Annotated in this window: 17 protein-coding genes; 6 read left to right on the top strand and 11 right to left on the bottom strand. The window is 55.5% G+C overall.

What is annotated here, in order from left to right; genetic code table 11:
• Positions 1-3: 3 nt before the first annotated feature.
• The 4 genes from sspA to zapE all read right to left on the bottom strand — a co-directional run bounded on the left by sspA (position 4) and on the right by zapE (position 3,177).
• Positions 4-645 (bottom strand): stringent starvation protein SspA, encoded by a 642-nt coding sequence (gene sspA / locus KOL70_RS14645; RefSeq protein ID WP_021507753.1) that lies wholly within the window; start codon positions 643-645, stop codon positions 4-6.
• Positions 646-974: 329 nt separating this feature from the next.
• Entirely contained in the window at positions 975-1,367 is a 393-nt protein-coding gene (rpsI, locus tag KOL70_RS14640) for a 30S ribosomal protein S9 (RefSeq protein WP_021507754.1), read from the bottom strand.
• 15 nt (positions 1,368-1,382) lie between these two features.
• The gene (rplM, locus tag KOL70_RS14635; RefSeq protein WP_021507755.1) at positions 1,383-1,811 is read right to left on the bottom strand and encodes a 50S ribosomal protein L13; all 429 of its coding nucleotides are present in this window, start codon (positions 1,809-1,811) and stop codon (positions 1,383-1,385) included.
• Positions 1,812-2,049: 238 nt separating this feature from the next.
• Positions 2,050-3,177 carry a cell division protein ZapE gene (gene zapE / locus KOL70_RS14630; RefSeq protein ID WP_058759600.1) on the bottom strand — a complete coding sequence of 376 codons (1,128 nt, stop codon included), beginning with the start codon at positions 3,175-3,177 and terminating at the stop codon, positions 2,050-2,052.
• Positions 3,178-3,361: 184 nt separating this feature from the next.
• Here zapE and zapG point away from each other — a divergent pair, with 184 nt between their 5' ends.
• The 3 genes from zapG (at position 3,362) to degS (ending at position 6,405) form a co-directional block, all read left to right on the top strand.
• Positions 3,362-3,766 (top strand): Z-ring associated protein ZapG, encoded by a 405-nt coding sequence (zapG, locus tag KOL70_RS14625; protein ID WP_021507757.1) that lies wholly within the window; start codon positions 3,362-3,364, stop codon positions 3,764-3,766.
• A gap of 108 nt (positions 3,767-3,874) precedes the next feature.
• Positions 3,875-5,245, top strand: coding sequence for a serine endoprotease DegQ (gene degQ / locus KOL70_RS14620; protein WP_031279744.1), 1,371 nt, complete (start codon positions 3,875-3,877; stop codon positions 5,243-5,245).
• Between the two features lie 86 nt (positions 5,246-5,331).
• The gene (gene degS, locus KOL70_RS14615) at positions 5,332-6,405 is read left to right on the top strand and encodes an outer membrane-stress sensor serine endopeptidase DegS (RefSeq protein ID WP_021507759.1); all 1,074 of its coding nucleotides are present in this window, start codon (positions 5,332-5,334) and stop codon (positions 6,403-6,405) included.
• Between the two features lie 64 nt (positions 6,406-6,469).
• On the opposite strand, the gene epmA is transcribed toward degS, so the two are convergent.
• The 3 genes from epmA to efp all read right to left on the bottom strand — a co-directional run bounded on the left by epmA (position 6,470) and on the right by efp (position 8,464).
• Positions 6,470-7,447 (bottom strand): elongation factor P--(R)-beta-lysine ligase, encoded by a 978-nt coding sequence (epmA, locus tag KOL70_RS14610; protein WP_021507760.1) that lies wholly within the window; start codon positions 7,445-7,447, stop codon positions 6,470-6,472.
• Positions 7,448-7,611: 164 nt separating this feature from the next.
• Positions 7,612-7,746, bottom strand: coding sequence for an entericidin A/B family lipoprotein (locus tag KOL70_RS14605; protein ID WP_031279745.1), 135 nt, complete (start codon positions 7,744-7,746; stop codon positions 7,612-7,614).
• A 151-nt stretch (positions 7,747-7,897) separates the two neighbouring features.
• Complete coding sequence (efp, locus tag KOL70_RS14600) at positions 7,898-8,464, bottom strand: elongation factor P (protein ID WP_021507762.1); 567 nt, start codon at positions 8,462-8,464, stop codon at positions 7,898-7,900.
• Between the two features lie 40 nt (positions 8,465-8,504).
• Between efp and epmB the strand changes: the two genes are divergently transcribed.
• Positions 8,505-9,533, top strand: coding sequence for an EF-P beta-lysylation protein EpmB (gene epmB / locus KOL70_RS14595; protein ID WP_058759602.1), 1,029 nt, complete (start codon positions 8,505-8,507; stop codon positions 9,531-9,533).
• 147 nt (positions 9,534-9,680) lie between these two features.
• On the opposite strand, the gene KOL70_RS14590 is transcribed toward epmB, so the two are convergent.
• From KOL70_RS14590 to KOL70_RS14580, 3 genes are all read right to left on the bottom strand, one after another.
• Entirely contained in the window at positions 9,681-10,028 is a 348-nt protein-coding gene (locus KOL70_RS14590) for a DUF4156 domain-containing protein (protein ID WP_021507764.1), read from the bottom strand.
• Between the two features lie 195 nt (positions 10,029-10,223).
• Positions 10,224-11,879, bottom strand: coding sequence for a chaperonin GroEL (gene groL, locus KOL70_RS14585; protein WP_021507765.1), 1,656 nt, complete (start codon positions 11,877-11,879; stop codon positions 10,224-10,226).
• Positions 11,880-11,925: 46 nt separating this feature from the next.
• Positions 11,926-12,219 carry a co-chaperone GroES gene (locus KOL70_RS14580; protein ID WP_021507766.1) on the bottom strand — a complete coding sequence of 98 codons (294 nt, stop codon included), beginning with the start codon at positions 12,217-12,219 and terminating at the stop codon, positions 11,926-11,928.
• A gap of 241 nt (positions 12,220-12,460) precedes the next feature.
• Between KOL70_RS14580 and KOL70_RS14575 the strand changes: the two genes are divergently transcribed.
• Positions 12,461-13,669, top strand: a complete 1,209-nt coding sequence (locus tag KOL70_RS14575) for a CDP-glycerol glycerophosphotransferase family protein (protein WP_215480820.1) — start codon at positions 12,461-12,463, stop codon at positions 13,667-13,669.
• A gap of 1 nt (position 13,670) precedes the next feature.
• On the opposite strand, the gene KOL70_RS14570 is transcribed toward KOL70_RS14575, so the two are convergent.
• Positions 13,671-14,129 (bottom strand): FxsA family protein, encoded by a 459-nt coding sequence (locus tag KOL70_RS14570; protein ID WP_010616464.1) that lies wholly within the window; start codon positions 14,127-14,129, stop codon positions 13,671-13,673.
• 375 nt (positions 14,130-14,504) lie between these two features.
• On the opposite strand from KOL70_RS14570, the gene aspA reads away from it, so the two are divergent.
• Positions 14,505-15,941 carry an aspartate ammonia-lyase gene (aspA, locus tag KOL70_RS14565; RefSeq protein ID WP_021507768.1) on the top strand — a complete coding sequence of 479 codons (1,437 nt, stop codon included), beginning with the start codon at positions 14,505-14,507 and terminating at the stop codon, positions 15,939-15,941.
• Positions 15,942-15,999: the final 58 nt, after the last annotated feature.

Here is a 15,999-nt window from a genome sequence, read left to right as displayed (position 1 = left end):
AGATTAGCCCCGGGCTTGCAGGCGCATTTCACGTTCGGCTTCCGTCAAAGAAGCGAGGAAGGAGTCACGTTCAAATACGCGCGTCATGTAGCCTTTCAGCTCTTTCGAACCTGCGCCAGCCAGATCCACACCCAGCTGCGGCAGACGCCACAACAGCGGCGCCAGATAGCAGTCAACCAGGCTGAACTCTTCGCTCATAAAGAACGGCGTACGTGAGAACAGCGGCGCAATGGCCAGCAGCTCTTCGCGCAGTTGCTTGCGCGCGGCATCGGCTTCGGCACCGCTGCTGGTTTCAATGGTACGCATCAGGCTGTACCAGTCCTGCTCAATGCGGTGCATCATCAGACGGCTTTCACCGCGCGCGACCGGATAAACCGGCATCAGTGGCGGATGCGGGAAACGCTCATCGAGGTATTCCATGATGATGCGGGATTCATACAGCGTCAGTTCACGGTCGACCAGCGTTGGCACAGTGCGATACGGGTTGAGGTCAATCAGATCCTGCGGCAGATTATCCGTTTCAACCTGCTCGATCTCCACGCTGACGCCCTTCTCAGCCAGCACGATACGTACCTGATGGCTGAAAATGTCAGTCGGACCAGAAAACAGCGTCATTACCGAACGTTTGTTGGCAGCGACAGCCATGAAAACCTCCAAGTTTGTTCACAAAAAAATACTGCGAATAGCCAACCACGCGGCGACTCACCTGCTCATCAGATTCGCACACAGCCGGGCGTTACGGGCATTGTCCGGTCGTCCCGACAGGAGCAGTATGCACAACGCCGCGACTCGCGGGCGCAAAGTGTCAGTCAGTTTACCAGATTTTAAGCAGCTTGTGGGGCGGGGATAATCATTTGCGGGCAAAATGCGGGGAAAGCTCGCGTTTTTGCGCTGAAAAAGCCGCGATTCAGGCAATAAAAAACCCGCCGAAGCGGGTTTTTTGAGCCAATTGTAACTGCCGAAGCAGCCAGCAATTAACGCTTGGAGAACTGTGGACGACGGCGTGCTTTACGCAGACCGACTTTCTTACGTTCAACCTGACGCGCGTCACGGGTAACGAAGCCCGCTTTACGCAGTTCAGAACGCAGAGACTCGTCGTATTCCATCAGAGCGCGGGTGATACCGTGACGGATCGCACCAGCCTGACCAGAAATACCACCACCTTTAACGGTGATGTACAGGTCCAGTTTACCAACCATATCAACCAGCTCCAGCGGCTGACGCACGACCATGCGTGCAGTCTCACGACCGAAGTACTGCTCCAGAGAGCGCTGGTTAATTACGATGTTACCGCTACCCGGCTTGATAAAGACGCGAGCGGCAGAGCTTTTGCGGCGACCAGTGCCGTAGTTTTGAGTTTCAGCCATTGCCTATAATCCCGATTAAATGTCAAGAACTTGCGGTTGCTGCGCCGCGTGGTTGTGCTCGTTACCTGCGTAAACTTTCAGTTTACGGTACATAGCACGACCCAGTGGGCCTTTTGGCAGCATGCCTTTAACCGCGATTTCAATCACACGCTCAGGACGGCGTTCGATCATCTCTGCAAAGGTCGCTTGCTTGATACCACCGATGTGGCCAGTGTGGTGATAGTAAATCTTGTCGTTACGCTTGTTGCCGGTTACAGCAACTTTGTCAGCGTTCAGAACGATGATGTAATCACCGGTATCAACGTGCGGAGTGTATTCCGCTTTGTGCTTACCACGCAGACGGCGCGCCAGTTCAGTCGCCAGGCGACCCAGGGTTTTGCCAGTTGCGTCAACAACATACCAGTCACGCTGTACGGTTTCTGGTTTAGCTGTAAAAGTTTTCATTGAAAAGCTTACCCAAATAAAAGTTACACGTTGGTGAAATCCCAAACGCTAAGTTAACGATTGAGGCTCACACGACCAATTCGCCCAGCAAGCCCACCCCCTCAGGTAGAGTTACCGGATCACACAGTTTTCCGGGAAAAGAAAGCCTGTGCTGTAACGTGGGGTCGCAAGATTATAGAGAAGTCGAATCTAAAGATCGACTCTTTTTGCGCCCGAAGCGGTGATTTCTGTTTGCCCCTCAGGGCAGGTGCGGCAGGCGAAGATACTCCTCGCTCTGCATCTCCTGCAGGCGCGACAGACAGCGCTGATATTCGAATTTCAGCCGCGTGCCCTGATAGATTTCAAACAGCGAGGTTTCTGCCGCCACCACCAGCTTGACGTGGCGCTCATAGAACTCATCCACCAGCGCGAGGAACCGCCGCGCCTGGTCTTCCGTTTTGTAAATCATCACTGGCACATCGTACAGCAGCACGCTGTGGAAGCGGCGCGACAGCTCAATGTAATCGTGCTGGCTGCGCCCTTCACCGCACAACGCGAGGAAGTTGATGGCCAGTACGCCTTCGTGAACGCCGAGCGTCGGCAGCTGGCGATGGTTAATCTCCAGCACCGGCGCGTCGCCGCGCGGTTTACCGGACAGCGCGCTGAACATGCGCTCCATCTCCGCGTGCGTCGCGTCGTTAAGCGGGAAATTCCACAGATGGGCCGATGTCAGGGTGCGCAGGCGATAATCAATGCCGGCATCGACATTCATCACATCGCAGTGGCGCTTGATCTGCTCGATAGCCGGCAGAAAACGCGCCCGCTGCAGGCCGTTGCGGTACAGCTCATCCGGCGGAATGTTGGAGGTCGCCACCAGCGTGATGCCGCGGGCAAACAGCGCTTCCATCAGCGTACCAAGCAGCATTGCGTCGGTGATGTCGGAGACGAAAAACTCGTCGAAACAGAGAATATCGGTTTCCGCTTTGAAACGGTCAGCGACAATCAGCAGCGGGTCGCTGTGGCCCTGCAGCTGCGTTAACTCTTCGTGCACGCGCAGCATGAAGCGATGGAAATGCAGACGCAGTTTGCGATCGCCAGGAATAGACTGAAAAAACAGATCCATTACCCAGGTTTTACCGCGTCCGACGCCGCCCCACATATACAGGCCACGCACCGGCGCTTCATGGCTCTCCGGCGCTTTATTCATCAGCTTTGATAAGCGGCCAAACAGCCCTTTAGCTGCCGGCTGCGGCTGCTGCTGGCGGGCAATCAGGCCTTGCTGAATGCGATCTAAACGGGTGATGGCGTCACGTTGTACATCGTCCGGACGAAACTCGCCCTGCGACAGCGCCTGCTCATAGCGCGCAAGCGGAGATGAGGTTTGCATGGTTCTCTCAGAATCCCTGAAAAAGTCCGATTCACGTGTCGGTTGTCGAAAATTAGGCCGCTCTACACTAAGCGATACAGCCCGAGGATTCCACTTCCGATGGATTAACGGGTATAGTGGCTACTATTGAAGTTGAAACAGAAGCAATGCCCTACGAAGCAACGGAAATTACACGGGAGTCATTATGACCTGGGAATACGGGCTGATTGGTTTAGTGATTGGCATTATTGTCGGCGCGGTAGCGATGCGTTTTGGCAACAAAAAGCTGCGTGAGCAGCGCAGCATGCAGTACGAACTGGAAAAATCCAAAGCGGAGCTGGCGGATTACCGCGAAGAGCTCACCAACCACTTTGCGCGCAGCGCAGAGTTGCTGGACAACATGGCGCGCGACTATCGGCAGTTGTATCAGCACATGGCGAAAGGGTCGAATGACCTGCTGCCAAATCTGCCGGGCGAGAAAAACCCGTTTGCTTACCAGCTGACGGAAGCCGAGGCCGATAACGACCAGGCGCCGGTGCAGATCCCGCGCGACTACTCTGAAGGCGCATCGGGCCTGCTGCGCAGCGGCGAACGCACCACCCGCAGTTAATCCTTTTGGGGCACAGCATGGCTGTGCCCTTTTTGTTTTCCGAACGCTTATTACCAATAACTGTCACACTTCTTTTATCCCCCTTATCGCAGCGAGAGCGTCATAGCAATGAAAAAACCAGCACGACTGTTAAGCGCATTAGCCTTGAGCATTGGGATGAGTCTGGCGGCGACGCCGGGTGCCATGGCCACGTTGCCGGCACAGATTCAGGGACAAGCACTGCCAAGCCTGGCACCGATGCTGGAAAAAGTGCTGCCGGCGGTGGTCAGCGTGCATGTCGAGGGCACCGACAGCGGTCAGCAGGGCCAGGATATTCCCGAGCCGCTGAAGCGCTTCTTTGGCCAGGCGCCCGGGCAGTCTCAGCCACAGCCGTTTGAAGGACTGGGTTCCGGCGTCATCATTGACGCAGCTAAAGGCTACATTCTGACCAACAATCACGTGGTAAACGGTGCGGATAAAATCAGCGTGCAGCTGAGTGATGGCAACGAATATGACGCAAAGCTGATTGGTCATGACGAGCAAACCGACATCGCGCTGATTCAGGTAGAAGGCGCAAAAAACCTCACGCAGGTGAAAATTGCTGATTCTGACGCGCTGAAAGTGGGTGATTTCGCCGTGGCGATCGGCAACCCATTCGGCCTCGGCCAGACGGCGACGTCCGGCATTATCTCGGCGCTGGGCCGCAGCGGGCTGAATCTGGAAGGGCTGGAGAACTTTATTCAGACCGATGCCGCCATCAACCGTGGTAACTCTGGCGGCGCGCTGGTGAACCTCAACGGCGAGCTGATCGGCATTAACACTGCCATTCTGGCGTCGAGCGGCGGCAACATTGGTATTGGCTTTGCTATCCCCAGCAACATGGCGATGAACCTGGCGCAGCAGCTGATTCAGTTCGGCGAAGTGAAGCGCGGTCAGCTCGGGATCAAAGGGACAGAAATGACCGCCGATATCGCGAAAGCGTTTAACGTCGATGCGCAGCGCGGAGCATTTGTCTCTGAAGTGCTGCCGAAGTCGGCGGCGGAACAGGCGGGCATCAAAGCGGGCGACATCATTACCGCCATTAACGATAAGCCAATTACCAGCTTTGCCGAGCTGCGGGTGAAAGTCGGCACCACGCCGCCAGGCCAGCAGGTGAAAATCGGTCTGCTGCGCGATGGCAAACCGCTGACGGTGACCGTAACGCTGGAACAGAGCGCGCAGAGCACCGCCAGCGCCCAGCTGATGTCGCCGGCGCTGCAGGGCGCCACGCTCAGTGACGGCAATACCAAAGCCGGCGATAAAGGAGTCAAAGTCGATACCATCGAAAAAGGCACGCCGGCAGAACAGGTTGGCCTGCAGAAAGACGATGTGATTGTCGGCGTTAACCGTACGCGGGTGCAGAGCCTCGCCGAGATGCGCAAAGTGCTGGAGGGCAAACCGCCGGTACTGGCGCTGAACGTGGTGCGCGGCGACGAGAGTATTTACCTGCTTCTGCGATAATCCTCGCAACGGGCGGACAAGCAGGTGTTTGTCCGCCCTTCTCGTGCTATTCTGCCCTGCGATCAACTCTTGCCTGAAATAACACCATGTTTCTTAAACTTTTACGTTCTGTGGTGATGGGCCTGATCGTGGCAGGTTTACTGCTTGTCGCGATCCCGGCGCTGCGAATGGGCAGCAACGTCACCTTTGATCACGACAGCAGCGCCGATGAAGCGCCCTTCAGTTTCAATCAGGGCGTGCGCCGTGCTGTGCCGGCGGTGGTCAACGTCTATAACCGCAGCGCGCACGGTAACAATAATCGCGGCATTACCACGCTCGGTTCCGGCGTCATCATGAACGCGAAAGGCTACATCCTCACCAACAAACATGTCATCAATAACGCTGACCAGATTATCGTCGCGCTGCAGGACGGACGCTTTTTTGAAGCGACGCTGGTGGGCTCCGACGCCATGACCGATCTGGCGGTGTTAAAAATCAGCGCCTCTAATCTGCCGGTAATCCCGATTAACGCCAAACGTGTCGCGCATATTGGTGATGTGGTGATGGCGATTGGCAACCCGTACAACCTCGGCCAGACGGTCACCCAGGGCATCATCAGCGCCACCGGCCGCATCGGTCTGAGCTCCTCCGGTCGGCAGAACTTCCTGCAAACCGATGCCTCGATCAACCAGGGGAACTCCGGCGGCGCGCTGATTAACTCGCTGGGCGAGCTGATGGGCATCAACACGCTGACCTTCGACAAAAGCAACGACGGCGAAACTCCGGAAGGCATTGGTTTTGCCATTCCGACCGCGCTGGCGACCAAAATTATGGATAAGCTGATTCGCGATGGCCGGGTGATCCGCGGTTATATCGGTATTACCGGGCGCGAGCTGCCGCCGCTGCACGGTCAGGGCAGCAACCTTGATCGGGTGCAGGGCATTATTGTCAGCGAAGTGACGCCGGGCGGTCCGGCGGATCGCGCCGGCATTCAGGCCAACGATGTCCTGCTGCAGGTAAACGGTAAGCCGGCGCTGTCCGCGCAGGAGACCATGGACCAGGTGGCGGAAATCCGCCCGGGATCGGTGATTGATGTGCAGGTGCTGCGCAATGAGCAGAAGATGACGCTGCCGGTTACCATCCAGGAGTTTCCGGAAGCGGCCAATAATACCTCGCCGTAAACGCACCCGGCCGCGGACAGCGCCATCGCTGAGCCGCGGCCGGGTGTGCAGAACCGCGGCGTAACTAGCTGCGATCGACCGGGAAAGCGATCACCTCACTGAGCGCATCGGCCTTCAGCGCCAGCATAATCAGGCGATCCACGCCCAGCGCCACGCCGGAACAGGCCGGCATGCCGTGCGCCAGCGCATCCAGCAGGTAAGTATCAATCGGATGCTGCGGCAAACCGCGCGCAGCGCGACGGCGATTATCCTGCTCAAAGCGCTGACGCTGTTCGCGGCTGTCGGTCAGTTCGCGGAAACCGTTGGCCAGCTCCACGCCTTTGTAATAGACCTCAAAACGCTCTGCCACGCGGTGATCTTCGGTACTGATCTCCGCCAGCGCTGCCTGACTGGCCGGGAAGTGATAGACGAAGCACGGCTTATCGAGACCAATTTTCGGTTCCACGCCCAGCATAAACAGCAGCTGCAGCAGCGTGTCGCGATCGTCTTCGCGATTCGCCAGCTCGCCCTCACCCAGCTTTTCCGCCGCTTCGCGCAGCTGCGCCTTGTCCGCCGACAGCGGATCGATCTCCAGATGACGGATAAACGCCTGCTGATACGATAGCGATTCGGCGCTGTCGCACTCCAGCACCTGCTGCAGCAGATCGTCGACTTCATTCATCAGCCGATACATGTCGTAGTGCGGCCGATACCACTCCAGCATGGTGAATTCCGGATTATGGTGGCGCCCGGCCTCTTCATTACGGAAGCAGCGCCCCATCTGATAAATCGGGCCGCTGCCCGCTGCCAGCAGGCGCTTCATGTGATATTCCGGACTGGTCATCAGCCACAGATCGCGCCCGTCTGCCGCGCCAGGTCCGACAAAGCGCGTCTGGAATGGCACCAGGTGGATGTCGGTGATCGTCGCCTGGCTCATGGCAGGCGTATCCACTTCCAGTACGCCGCGATCGGCAAAGAAACGCCGGATTTCCGCCAGGATGGCGGCGCGTTTCAACAAATTGGCAATGGGTGCGCTCGGCTGCCAGCTTGCCGTTTCGCTCATGGTGATGACTCCTTATACAGACAAGGGGAGGAAGTCTACCCGTATTGCTGACGGCAAACAACGGCACCGCCGTCGCGGCAGGCAGTTTCAGAAATCACAGGCGCTGGCAGGACAACAGGAGGAAGAGAAAGCCGGTACGAAAGCAGGTTTCGCACCGGTTTTAGTTACTGCGCGCTGCGCTGAATTGCCTGACCGCCCGCTTCAACATCTTCGCCTACGCCACGCGTGGTGTTACAGGCTGAAAGCAGCGAGGAAAGCACCAGTACCGAGAAAATCGCGACAATACTTTTCTTTAACATAGCCATATCCTTGTTGGTTGCAGTAAAAGTACAGCTTTTAAAGCATAGACCGGATACGCCATGATGGCGGTTAAGCTGCTGAAAAAAGACGCGGTGCGGGGAAGAGCGAGGAAATAAAAAAGGCGCATCGATGATGCGCCTGATTTGACGATTATTTTACGCGGGAAACGTATTCGCCAGAGCGGGTGTCCACTTTTACCACTTCGCCAATCTGTACGAACAGTGGCACTTTGATCACGGCGCCGGTAGACAGCGTCGCTGGCTTGCCGCCGGTACCGGCAGTATCGCCTTTCAGACCTGGGTCAGTTTCGGTGATTTCAGCTTCGATGAAGTTCGGTGGCTGAACGGCGATCGGTTTATCGTTCCACAGGGTTACGATACACTCGGCGTTGTCCTGCAGCCATTTGGTCACGTCGTCCAGTACCTTAGCTTCAACCTGATACTGTTCGAAGGTTTCCGGGTGCATGAAGTAGAAGAAGTCACCGTCATTGTAAGAGTACTGCAGCGTCATGTCACGCACGTCTGCGCCTTCGGCGGAGTCGGTAGACTTGAAGGTTTTCTCAACGCGTGAACCGGTCAGCAGACGACGCATTTTAACACGTGCAAACGCCTGGCCTTTACCCGGCTTAACGAATTCACTGGATTCGATGGCATACGGTTCGCCTTCGAACATGATTTTAAGACCGGCACGAAAATCGTTGCTAAGATAAGTCGCCATAAAGGCCCTCTGTAGATATTAACTGGTAATAGCCAAAAAAATGGCACACATTGTAACCCTAAATCCCCCCGTCAGAGAAGATTGGTTGCAGCAACTTGCTGATGTTGTCACCGATCCTGCTGAATTACTGCAACTTTTAGCCCTCGAAAACCACGCGGATCTGGCAGCCGGGAGCGAAGCGCGCCGTCTGTTTGCCCTGCGCGTACCGCGCGCCTTTATTCAGCGCATGCAGCGCGGCAATGCGCAGGACCCGCTGCTGCTGCAGGTGCTGACCAGCCGTCAGGAGTTTACCGATGCGCCGGGCTACAGTACCGATCCGCTCGATGAGCAGAGCAGCGTGGTGCCGGGCTTACTGCATAAGTATAGAAACCGCGCGCTGCTGCTGGTCAAGGGCGGCTGCGCGGTGAACTGTCGCTACTGCTTCCGCCGGCATTTCCCCTATCAGGATAATCAGGGCAACAAGCGCAACTGGCAGGCGGCGATTGATTACATTGCCGCCCATCCCGAGCTCGACGAGATCATCTTCTCCGGCGGCGATCCGCTGATGGCGAAAGATCAGGAGCTGGCGTGGCTGATTGGCGCGCTGGAAAACATTCCGCACCTGAAACGCCTGCGCATTCACAGCCGGCTGCCGGTAGTGATCCCGGCGCGCATTACCGAAGGGCTATGCCAGCTGCTGGCGGATACGCGTCTGCAGGTGCTGCTGGTCAGCCACATCAACCACGCGCAGGAGATTGACGAGGCGCTGCGCGAACGCATGCAGAGGCTGAAGCGCGCTGGCGTCACCCTGCTGAACCAGAGCGTGCTGCTGCGCGGCGTTAATGACGATGCGCAGACCCTGGCACAGCTCAGCAATGCGCTGTTTGATGCCGGCATCCTGCCCTACTATTTACATGTGCTGGATAAGGTGCAGGGTGCGGCGCACTTCTTTGTGCCGGATGAACAGGCGCGGGCGCTGGTGCGGCAGCTGCTGACCATGGTATCGGGCTATATGGTGCCGAAGCTGGCGCGGGAAATTGGTGGTGAGCCGAGCAAAACGCCGCTGGATCTGCAGCTACGTCAGGAGTGACGTTCCCTGCCAGCTGCCCGGTGCGCATGAATGCGCACCCTACAGTCGGTGCCATCACCGTAGTGTCGCCATTGATGGCGACAGTGCTGGAAATGTACTCAAAAACAAAAAAGCCGCTCTCGCGGCTTTTTTATTGCTGCTCTGCCATTACGGGCACTTATACACCTGACCCGACATTTTGCTGTCGAGCGGGGCAAAGGCAGACAGCAGGTTCTGCGTCGGGCTGGTGGCACCATAAATTACGTTGCCGCCCATCTCCGCTGCGCGGTTACGCAGGTCGTTGGCCGCACCGCGCAGTGAACTGCCTTCACCGCCTGAGCCGGTCAGCCAGTTGCTCTGCGAGCCGGTAACATTGCCCAGCAGCTGACATTGGCTGCCTGGCTGTTGATCAACAAAGGTGACACGTTCGCCGGCGGCACTCAGTTGGTTGGAGGTGCTACAGCCCGCCAGCAGTAAGGTACCGACTGCCAGTCCGAGCGAGAGGTTAATCCGCATTATAATCCCCATTTATTATCATCAGTGTCGGGCGGCAGCGTAGCAGAAAAGCGCACATTTTTTCTGAACATTCATTGCCCTAAACCCGCAAAGCCGAAGTATTGCGCCCTTACTTATACCTTGTTCGCCGGCAAAAGAAAAACCCCCGACCGTTTCCGATCGGGGGTTTCTCAACAGCTCAGACGTTCAGGGCAATTACATCATGCCGCCCATACCGCCCATGCCACCCATGCCGCCAGCGCCAGCACCTAAGTCAGGTGCGTCGCCTTTCGGCAGGTCGGTGACCATCGCTTCGGTGGTGATCATCAGACCGGCCACAGAAGACGCGTACTGCAGCGCAGAACGGGTCACTTTGGTTGGATCCAGGATACCGAAGTCGATCATGTTGCCGTACTCTTCGGTCTGCGCGTTGTAACCGTAGTTACCGTCGCCCGCTTTCACGTTGTTAGCAACCACAGATGGCTCTTCACCGGCGTTAGAAACGATCTGACGCAGTGGCGCTTCCATCGCACGCAGAGCAACCTTGATACCGACGTTCTGGTCTTCGTTCTGACCTTTCAGGCCAGATGCTGCGATTTTCGCCGCAACACGCACCAGCGCAACACCACCACCGGCAACCACGCCTTCTTCAACCGCAGCACGGGTAGCGTGCAGGGCATCTTCAACGCGTGCTTTCTTCTCTTTCATCTCAACTTCAGTCGCTGCGCCTACTTTCAGTACGGCTACACCACCTGCCAGTTTTGCAACGCGCTCCTGCAGTTTCTCTTTGTCGTAGTCAGACGTCGCTTCTTCGATCTGCTGACGGATCTGCGTCACGCGGCCAGAGATTGCGCCCTGATCGCCCACACCATCGATGATGGTGGTGGTATCTTTGTTGATCACCACGCGTTTTGCCTGACCCAGGTCTTCCAGCGTCGCTTTTTCCAGCTCCATACCGATCTCTTCAGAGATCACGGTACCGCCGGTCAGGATAGCAATATCCTGCAGCATCGCTTTACGACGGTCGCCGAAGCCCGGTGCTTTCACCGCAGCCACTTTCACGATACCGCGCATGGTGTTCACCACCAGCGTAGCCAGCGCTTCGCCTTCCACGTCTTCTGCGATGATCAGCAGTGGTTTGCCGGCTTTCGCCACAGCTTCCAGCACTGGCAGCATTTCGCGGATGTTAGAGATTTTCTTGTCAGCCAGCAGGATGAATGGGCTTTCCAGCTCCACTGCACCGGTTTCTGGCTTGTTGATGAAGTATGGAGACAGGTAGCCACGGTCGAACTGCATACCTTCAACCACGTCCAGCTCGTCTTGCAGACCGGTGCCTTCTTCAACGGTGATCACGCCTTCTTTACCCACTTTGTCCATCGCCTGAGCGATCAGGGTACCGACGCTTTCATCGGAGTTGGCAGAAATGGTACCTACCTGCGCGATAGCGCGGGAATCCTGGCATGGTACAGACAGGGTTTTCAGCTCTTCAACGGCTGCGGCAACGGCTTTATCGATACCGCGCTTCAGATCCATTGGGTTCATGCCCGCCGCGACGGCTTTCAGGCCTTCGTTGACGATAGCCTGTGCCAGAACGGTAGCGGTGGTGGTGCCGTCGCCTGCTGCGTCGTTGGCTTTAGAAGCGACTTCTTTCACCATCTGCGCACCCATGTTCTCGAACTTGTCTTCCAGCTCGATTTCACGTGCCACAGAAACACCATCTTTAGTGATGGTCGGTGCACCAAAAGATTTATCCAGAACCACGTTACGGCCTTTCGGGCCCAGGGTAACTTTTACTGCATCTGCCAGTACGTTCACGCCACGCAGCATTTTTACGCGTGCGTCATTACCGAATTTTACGTCTTTAGCTGCCATTTCAAATATCCCTTAAATTCGTTTCGTTCAGTGAATTACGCGTAAATTACGCTTCAACAATCGCCAGAATGTCGCTTTCAGAGATGATCAGAACTTCTTCGTTGTCGATTTTCTCAGTCTTGGCACCATAGCCTTCGCTGAAAATCACCAGATCACCCACTTTCACGTCCAGCGGCTTCACGTCGCCGTTTTCCAGGATGCGGCCATTGCCAACAGCCAGTACTTCACCGCGGGTTGATTTGCCTGCTGCAGAGCCGGTCAGAACGATACCGCCAGCAGATTTGGCTTCAACTTCTTTACGCTTGACGATAACGCGATCGTGCAACGGACGAATTTTCATTTGATAGCTCTCCTTTGAGAAGTCCAATCATTCATTTTTGGGTTGAACGCCGGGCTTGAGGGTTCCGGCCTCGTGGAGAGAGAGATAGGGGCAGAAAAGGGGCTTTCAAGGGGCAAAACAGAAATTTTTTTACTTTAATGCAACTGGCTAAAATTTGTACCATGGGTGCGTCGCTTCGCTATCTTAATAATGAGACCATTCCTGTCGCCTTTAGTCTGCACTGACTTTAAAGGCACAAATTATGACGACGACTCAGCAGAGCGCTGCCGATTATCTGGCACAAATATCACGCAAAAACACCAAGCAACCCCGCATCTTATTTTTTGACCGGGAAGCCTTCGCTGATAACAGCAAATACCTGTATCTGCACATGCTGAAACACTATCCACAATTCGAGATCATCTGGTGCAGCTATACACCTGGCGTGATTAACGATCTCAAGAGAGCGGGCCTGCCGTATCATGATATCAATCATGCTACTCCTGAAACCCTGTCATTAATGCTGGAAGCCGCTATCGCCATATTTTGTGTCAACCCCTGGCAAAGCCTTGGCGCCCAGCCAATTTATGCAGCATGCCTTGAAGGCGCAAAACATGTTCAGCTTTGGCACGGTGTATCAGTTAAACATTTGCAATTGAGCCTGATCAGCCATTTGGATATGAGCGAGGCGGGACACATCCTGCCGATGAGCTGGGCCACACGCGCCGATTATGTCCTTAGCACGGCACCTTACTTTGATGCTTTCTGGGCAAAAACCTTCGGTTGCCAGCAGCTGCTGCGCGGCGCGTTTCCGCGCAATGAGGTCATTACCCGGACACCAATGCCAGAGGAGATGACAGGCGCAATGCTTCCACCTGCAGCACAGCAGGCGATGCAGCAACCGGGGCGAAAAATATTCCTCGCGCCAACGTGGCAGCGCAACAAAGCAACCAGTCTTACCAGCAGCAGCTTTATGCTGAAACTAATGCGCTACGCCCTGCATCACGACATTAACGTCTTCGTTAAGACTCATCCTTACCATAAGGGTGACAATGTGTTTGCCAGCGGAAAAGTGGCAAACCTGCACAGTTTGCCCATGGAACTTGATATCTATCCATGGCTTAACCATTTCGATGTGCTAATTACGGATTATTCCTCAATCATGTTTGATTACCTGCTGACAGGAAAACCCATTTTGACGCTGGACATTCCGGCTGGCAAGCATCACAACTTCGAACCGGATTATCGACTGGTTCCCGGCAACGATAACTGGCGCTATCGCTTTACACCGGACAATCTGGTGGAAGTATTGCATTCAGCGCTGCATCAGGATGATAAACAATTTGCGCGACAAGAAATGCTGGCGCAAATTTTTGCCTGTGACAGCAGCCAGGCCAATGCAGACCTGGCGTATAAAGTCGTAAAAATGCTGGAAGAAAGGTGCCAGAGCCCTCAACTGCAGGTGTTTTAAATTAACGGTCGTGGCGATCGTGGTGTTCAATACGGTCTTGATCTTTGCGCTCAAACTCGCCGTCCATGGTGACGCCGCTATCCGGACCCTGCCCCGGGCCGCGCCATACGCGCAGGTGCGGCATCAGTTTTAGCGTCAGGTGCTTCTGCACCGGCGGCAGCAACAGCAGCAGGCCGAGGAAATCGGTGAAGAAGCCCGGCAGCAGCAGCAGAAAACCGGCGATGATCAGCGACACGCTTTTGATCATCTCCGCCGCTGGGCTCTCGTTACGCGCCAGCTTCTCCTGCATCAGCATAAAGTTCTTCATGCCCTGATTTTTCACCAGCGACACACCAATGCACGAGGTAAAAATCACCAGCAGCATGGTCAGCAGCACGCCGAGCGCGTGCGCCACCTGGATGAAAATCGAGATCTCAATCCAGGCCAGAACAAAAAAAATCACTAACGGTAACCAGCGCACCGATATCTCCTGTGAGTCGCGCCGCCACGCAGCGTGCGGGGCAGCAAAATTGAAGGGTCAGCATGACCATAACGTATGAGATGGGCACGCGGCCGGGGAAATTCAACCGCCGCTGTTAAATTTATGCCACTGACTTAAAATTGCGAAGTACATCACATATCGTTATTACCGCTGGGCCAGCAAATGTCCGTAAAGTGATCTGTGCACAAGCATTTCTGCAGTGACAGAATATGATCGTGCTCGCCAGCCCGAAGATGGATAAAATGTCGGCACTGGTATTCCACGACAATATAATTGCTTCACCTGCACGTTATTCGCCGCCCATCCATTCCGGATGCCCGGCAGTAACACAGCAGCAATAATAAGAAGGTAATCATGGCGAACAACATTCGTATCGAAGAAGACCTGTTAGGCATGCGTGAAGTTCCGGCAGATGCCTATTACGGTGTTCATACTCTGCGTGCGATTGAGAACTTCTATATCAGTAACAGTAAAATCAGCGACATCCCTGAGTTTGTTCGCGGCATGGTGATGGTGAAAAAAGCCGCCGCGCTCGCCAACAAAGAGCTGCAAACCATCCCGCGCCACATCGCCAACACTATCATTCAGGCCTGTGATGAAGTGCTGAATAACGGTAAGTGCATGGACCAGTTCCCGGTTGATGTCTATCAGGGCGGCGCGGGCACCTCGGTCAACATGAACACCAACGAGGTGCTGGCTAATATCGGTCTGGAGCTGATGGGTCACCAGAAAGGTGAATATCAGTATCTCAACCCAAACGATCACGTGAATAAGTGTCAGTCCACTAACGACGCTTATCCTACCGGTTTCCGCATTGCGGTTTACGCCTCGATCCTCAAACTGCTCGACGCGATTGGCCAGCTGAGCGAAGGTTTTCAGCGCAAAGCGGTGGAGTTTGAAAACATCCTGAAGATGGGCCGCACCCAGCTGCAGGACGCGGTGCCGATGTCACTCGGTCAGGAGTTCCACGCGTTCAACGTACTGCTGAACGAAGAGACGCGCAGCATTCTGCGTACCGCCGAACTGCTGCTGGAGGTTAACCTCGGCGCCACGGCGATCGGCACCCGCCTCAACACACCGGACGGCTACCAGCAGCTGGCGGTACAGCGCCTGGCGGAAGTCAGCAACCTGCCGGTAGTGCCCGCCGAAGATCTGATTGAAGCCACCTCAGACTGCGGCGCTTACGTCATGGTGCACTCAGCGCTGAAGCGCCTGGCCGTGAAACTGTCGAAAATCTGTAACGACCTGCGCCTGCTGTCATCCGGTCCGCGCGCTGGCCTGAACGAAATCAACCTGCCGGAGCTGCAGGCCGGTTCTTCAATCATGCCTGCCAAAGTTAACCCGGTGGTACCGGAAGTGGTCAATCAGGTGTGCTTTAAAGTGATTGGCAACGACACCACGGTGACCATGGCTTCTGAAGCCGGTCAGCTGCAGCTCAACGTGATGGAGCCGGTGATTGGCCAGGCGCTGTTTGAGTCGATCAGCATCCTGACCAACGCCTGCTACAACCTGCTGGAAAAATGCGTTAACGGCATCACCGCCAACAAAGCGGTCTGTGAAGCCTACGTGTTCAACTCCATCGGTATCGTCACTTACCTCAACCCGTACATCGGCCATCACAACGGCGATATCGTCGGGAAAATCTGTGCTGAAACCGGTAAGAGCGTACGCGAAGTGGTGCTGGAACGCGGTCTGCTGACCGAAGCCGAGCTGGACGATATTTTCTCCATCCAGAACCTGATGCACCCGGAATACAAAGCCAAACGCTACACCGACGAAAACGAACAGTAATCCGTTCCGGATCAAGTCGTCTGAAGCACGCCTGTATACAATACGGCGTGCTTTTTTA

The organism is Pantoea sp. B270, from assembly GCF_018726825.1.
Classification (GTDB): Bacteria; Pseudomonadota; Gammaproteobacteria; order Enterobacterales; family Enterobacteriaceae; genus Pantoea; species Pantoea dispersa.
This window is presented reverse-complemented; position numbering and strand designations above follow the sequence as displayed.

Bases quoted from the DNA above. Each gene is read 5' to 3' on its own strand.
- sspA (WP_021507753.1), bottom strand. From the start codon at position 645: ATGGCTGTCGCTGCCAACAAACGTTCGGTAATGACGCTGTTTTCTGGT.
- rpsI (WP_021507754.1), bottom strand. From the start codon at position 1,367: ATGGCTGAAACTCAAAACTACGGCACTGGTCGCCGCAAAAGCTCTGCC.
- rplM (WP_021507755.1), bottom strand. From the start codon at position 1,811: ATGAAAACTTTTACAGCTAAACCAGAAACCGTACAGCGTGACTGGTAT.
- zapE (WP_058759600.1), bottom strand. From the start codon at position 3,177: ATGCAAACCTCATCTCCGCTTGCGCGCTATGAGCAGGCGCTGTCGCAG.
- zapG (WP_021507757.1), top strand. From the start codon at position 3,362: ATGACCTGGGAATACGGGCTGATTGGTTTAGTGATTGGCATTATTGTC.
- degQ (WP_031279744.1), top strand. From the start codon at position 3,875: ATGAAAAAACCAGCACGACTGTTAAGCGCATTAGCCTTGAGCATTGGG.
- degS (WP_021507759.1), top strand. From the start codon at position 5,332: ATGTTTCTTAAACTTTTACGTTCTGTGGTGATGGGCCTGATCGTGGCA.
- epmA (WP_021507760.1), bottom strand. From the start codon at position 7,447: ATGAGCGAAACGGCAAGCTGGCAGCCGAGCGCACCCATTGCCAATTTG.
- KOL70_RS14605 (WP_031279745.1), bottom strand. From the start codon at position 7,746: ATGTTAAAGAAAAGTATTGTCGCGATTTTCTCGGTACTGGTGCTTTCC.
- efp (WP_021507762.1), bottom strand. From the start codon at position 8,464: ATGGCGACTTATCTTAGCAACGATTTTCGTGCCGGTCTTAAAATCATG.
- epmB (WP_058759602.1), top strand. From the start codon at position 8,505: ATGGCACACATTGTAACCCTAAATCCCCCCGTCAGAGAAGATTGGTTG.
- KOL70_RS14590 (WP_021507764.1), bottom strand. From the start codon at position 10,028: ATGCGGATTAACCTCTCGCTCGGACTGGCAGTCGGTACCTTACTGCTG.
- groL (WP_021507765.1), bottom strand. From the start codon at position 11,879: ATGGCAGCTAAAGACGTAAAATTCGGTAATGACGCACGCGTAAAAATG.
- KOL70_RS14580 (WP_021507766.1), bottom strand. From the start codon at position 12,219: ATGAAAATTCGTCCGTTGCACGATCGCGTTATCGTCAAGCGTAAAGAA.
- KOL70_RS14575 (WP_215480820.1), top strand. From the start codon at position 12,461: ATGACGACGACTCAGCAGAGCGCTGCCGATTATCTGGCACAAATATCA.
- aspA (WP_021507768.1), top strand. From the start codon at position 14,505: ATGGCGAACAACATTCGTATCGAAGAAGACCTGTTAGGCATGCGTGAA.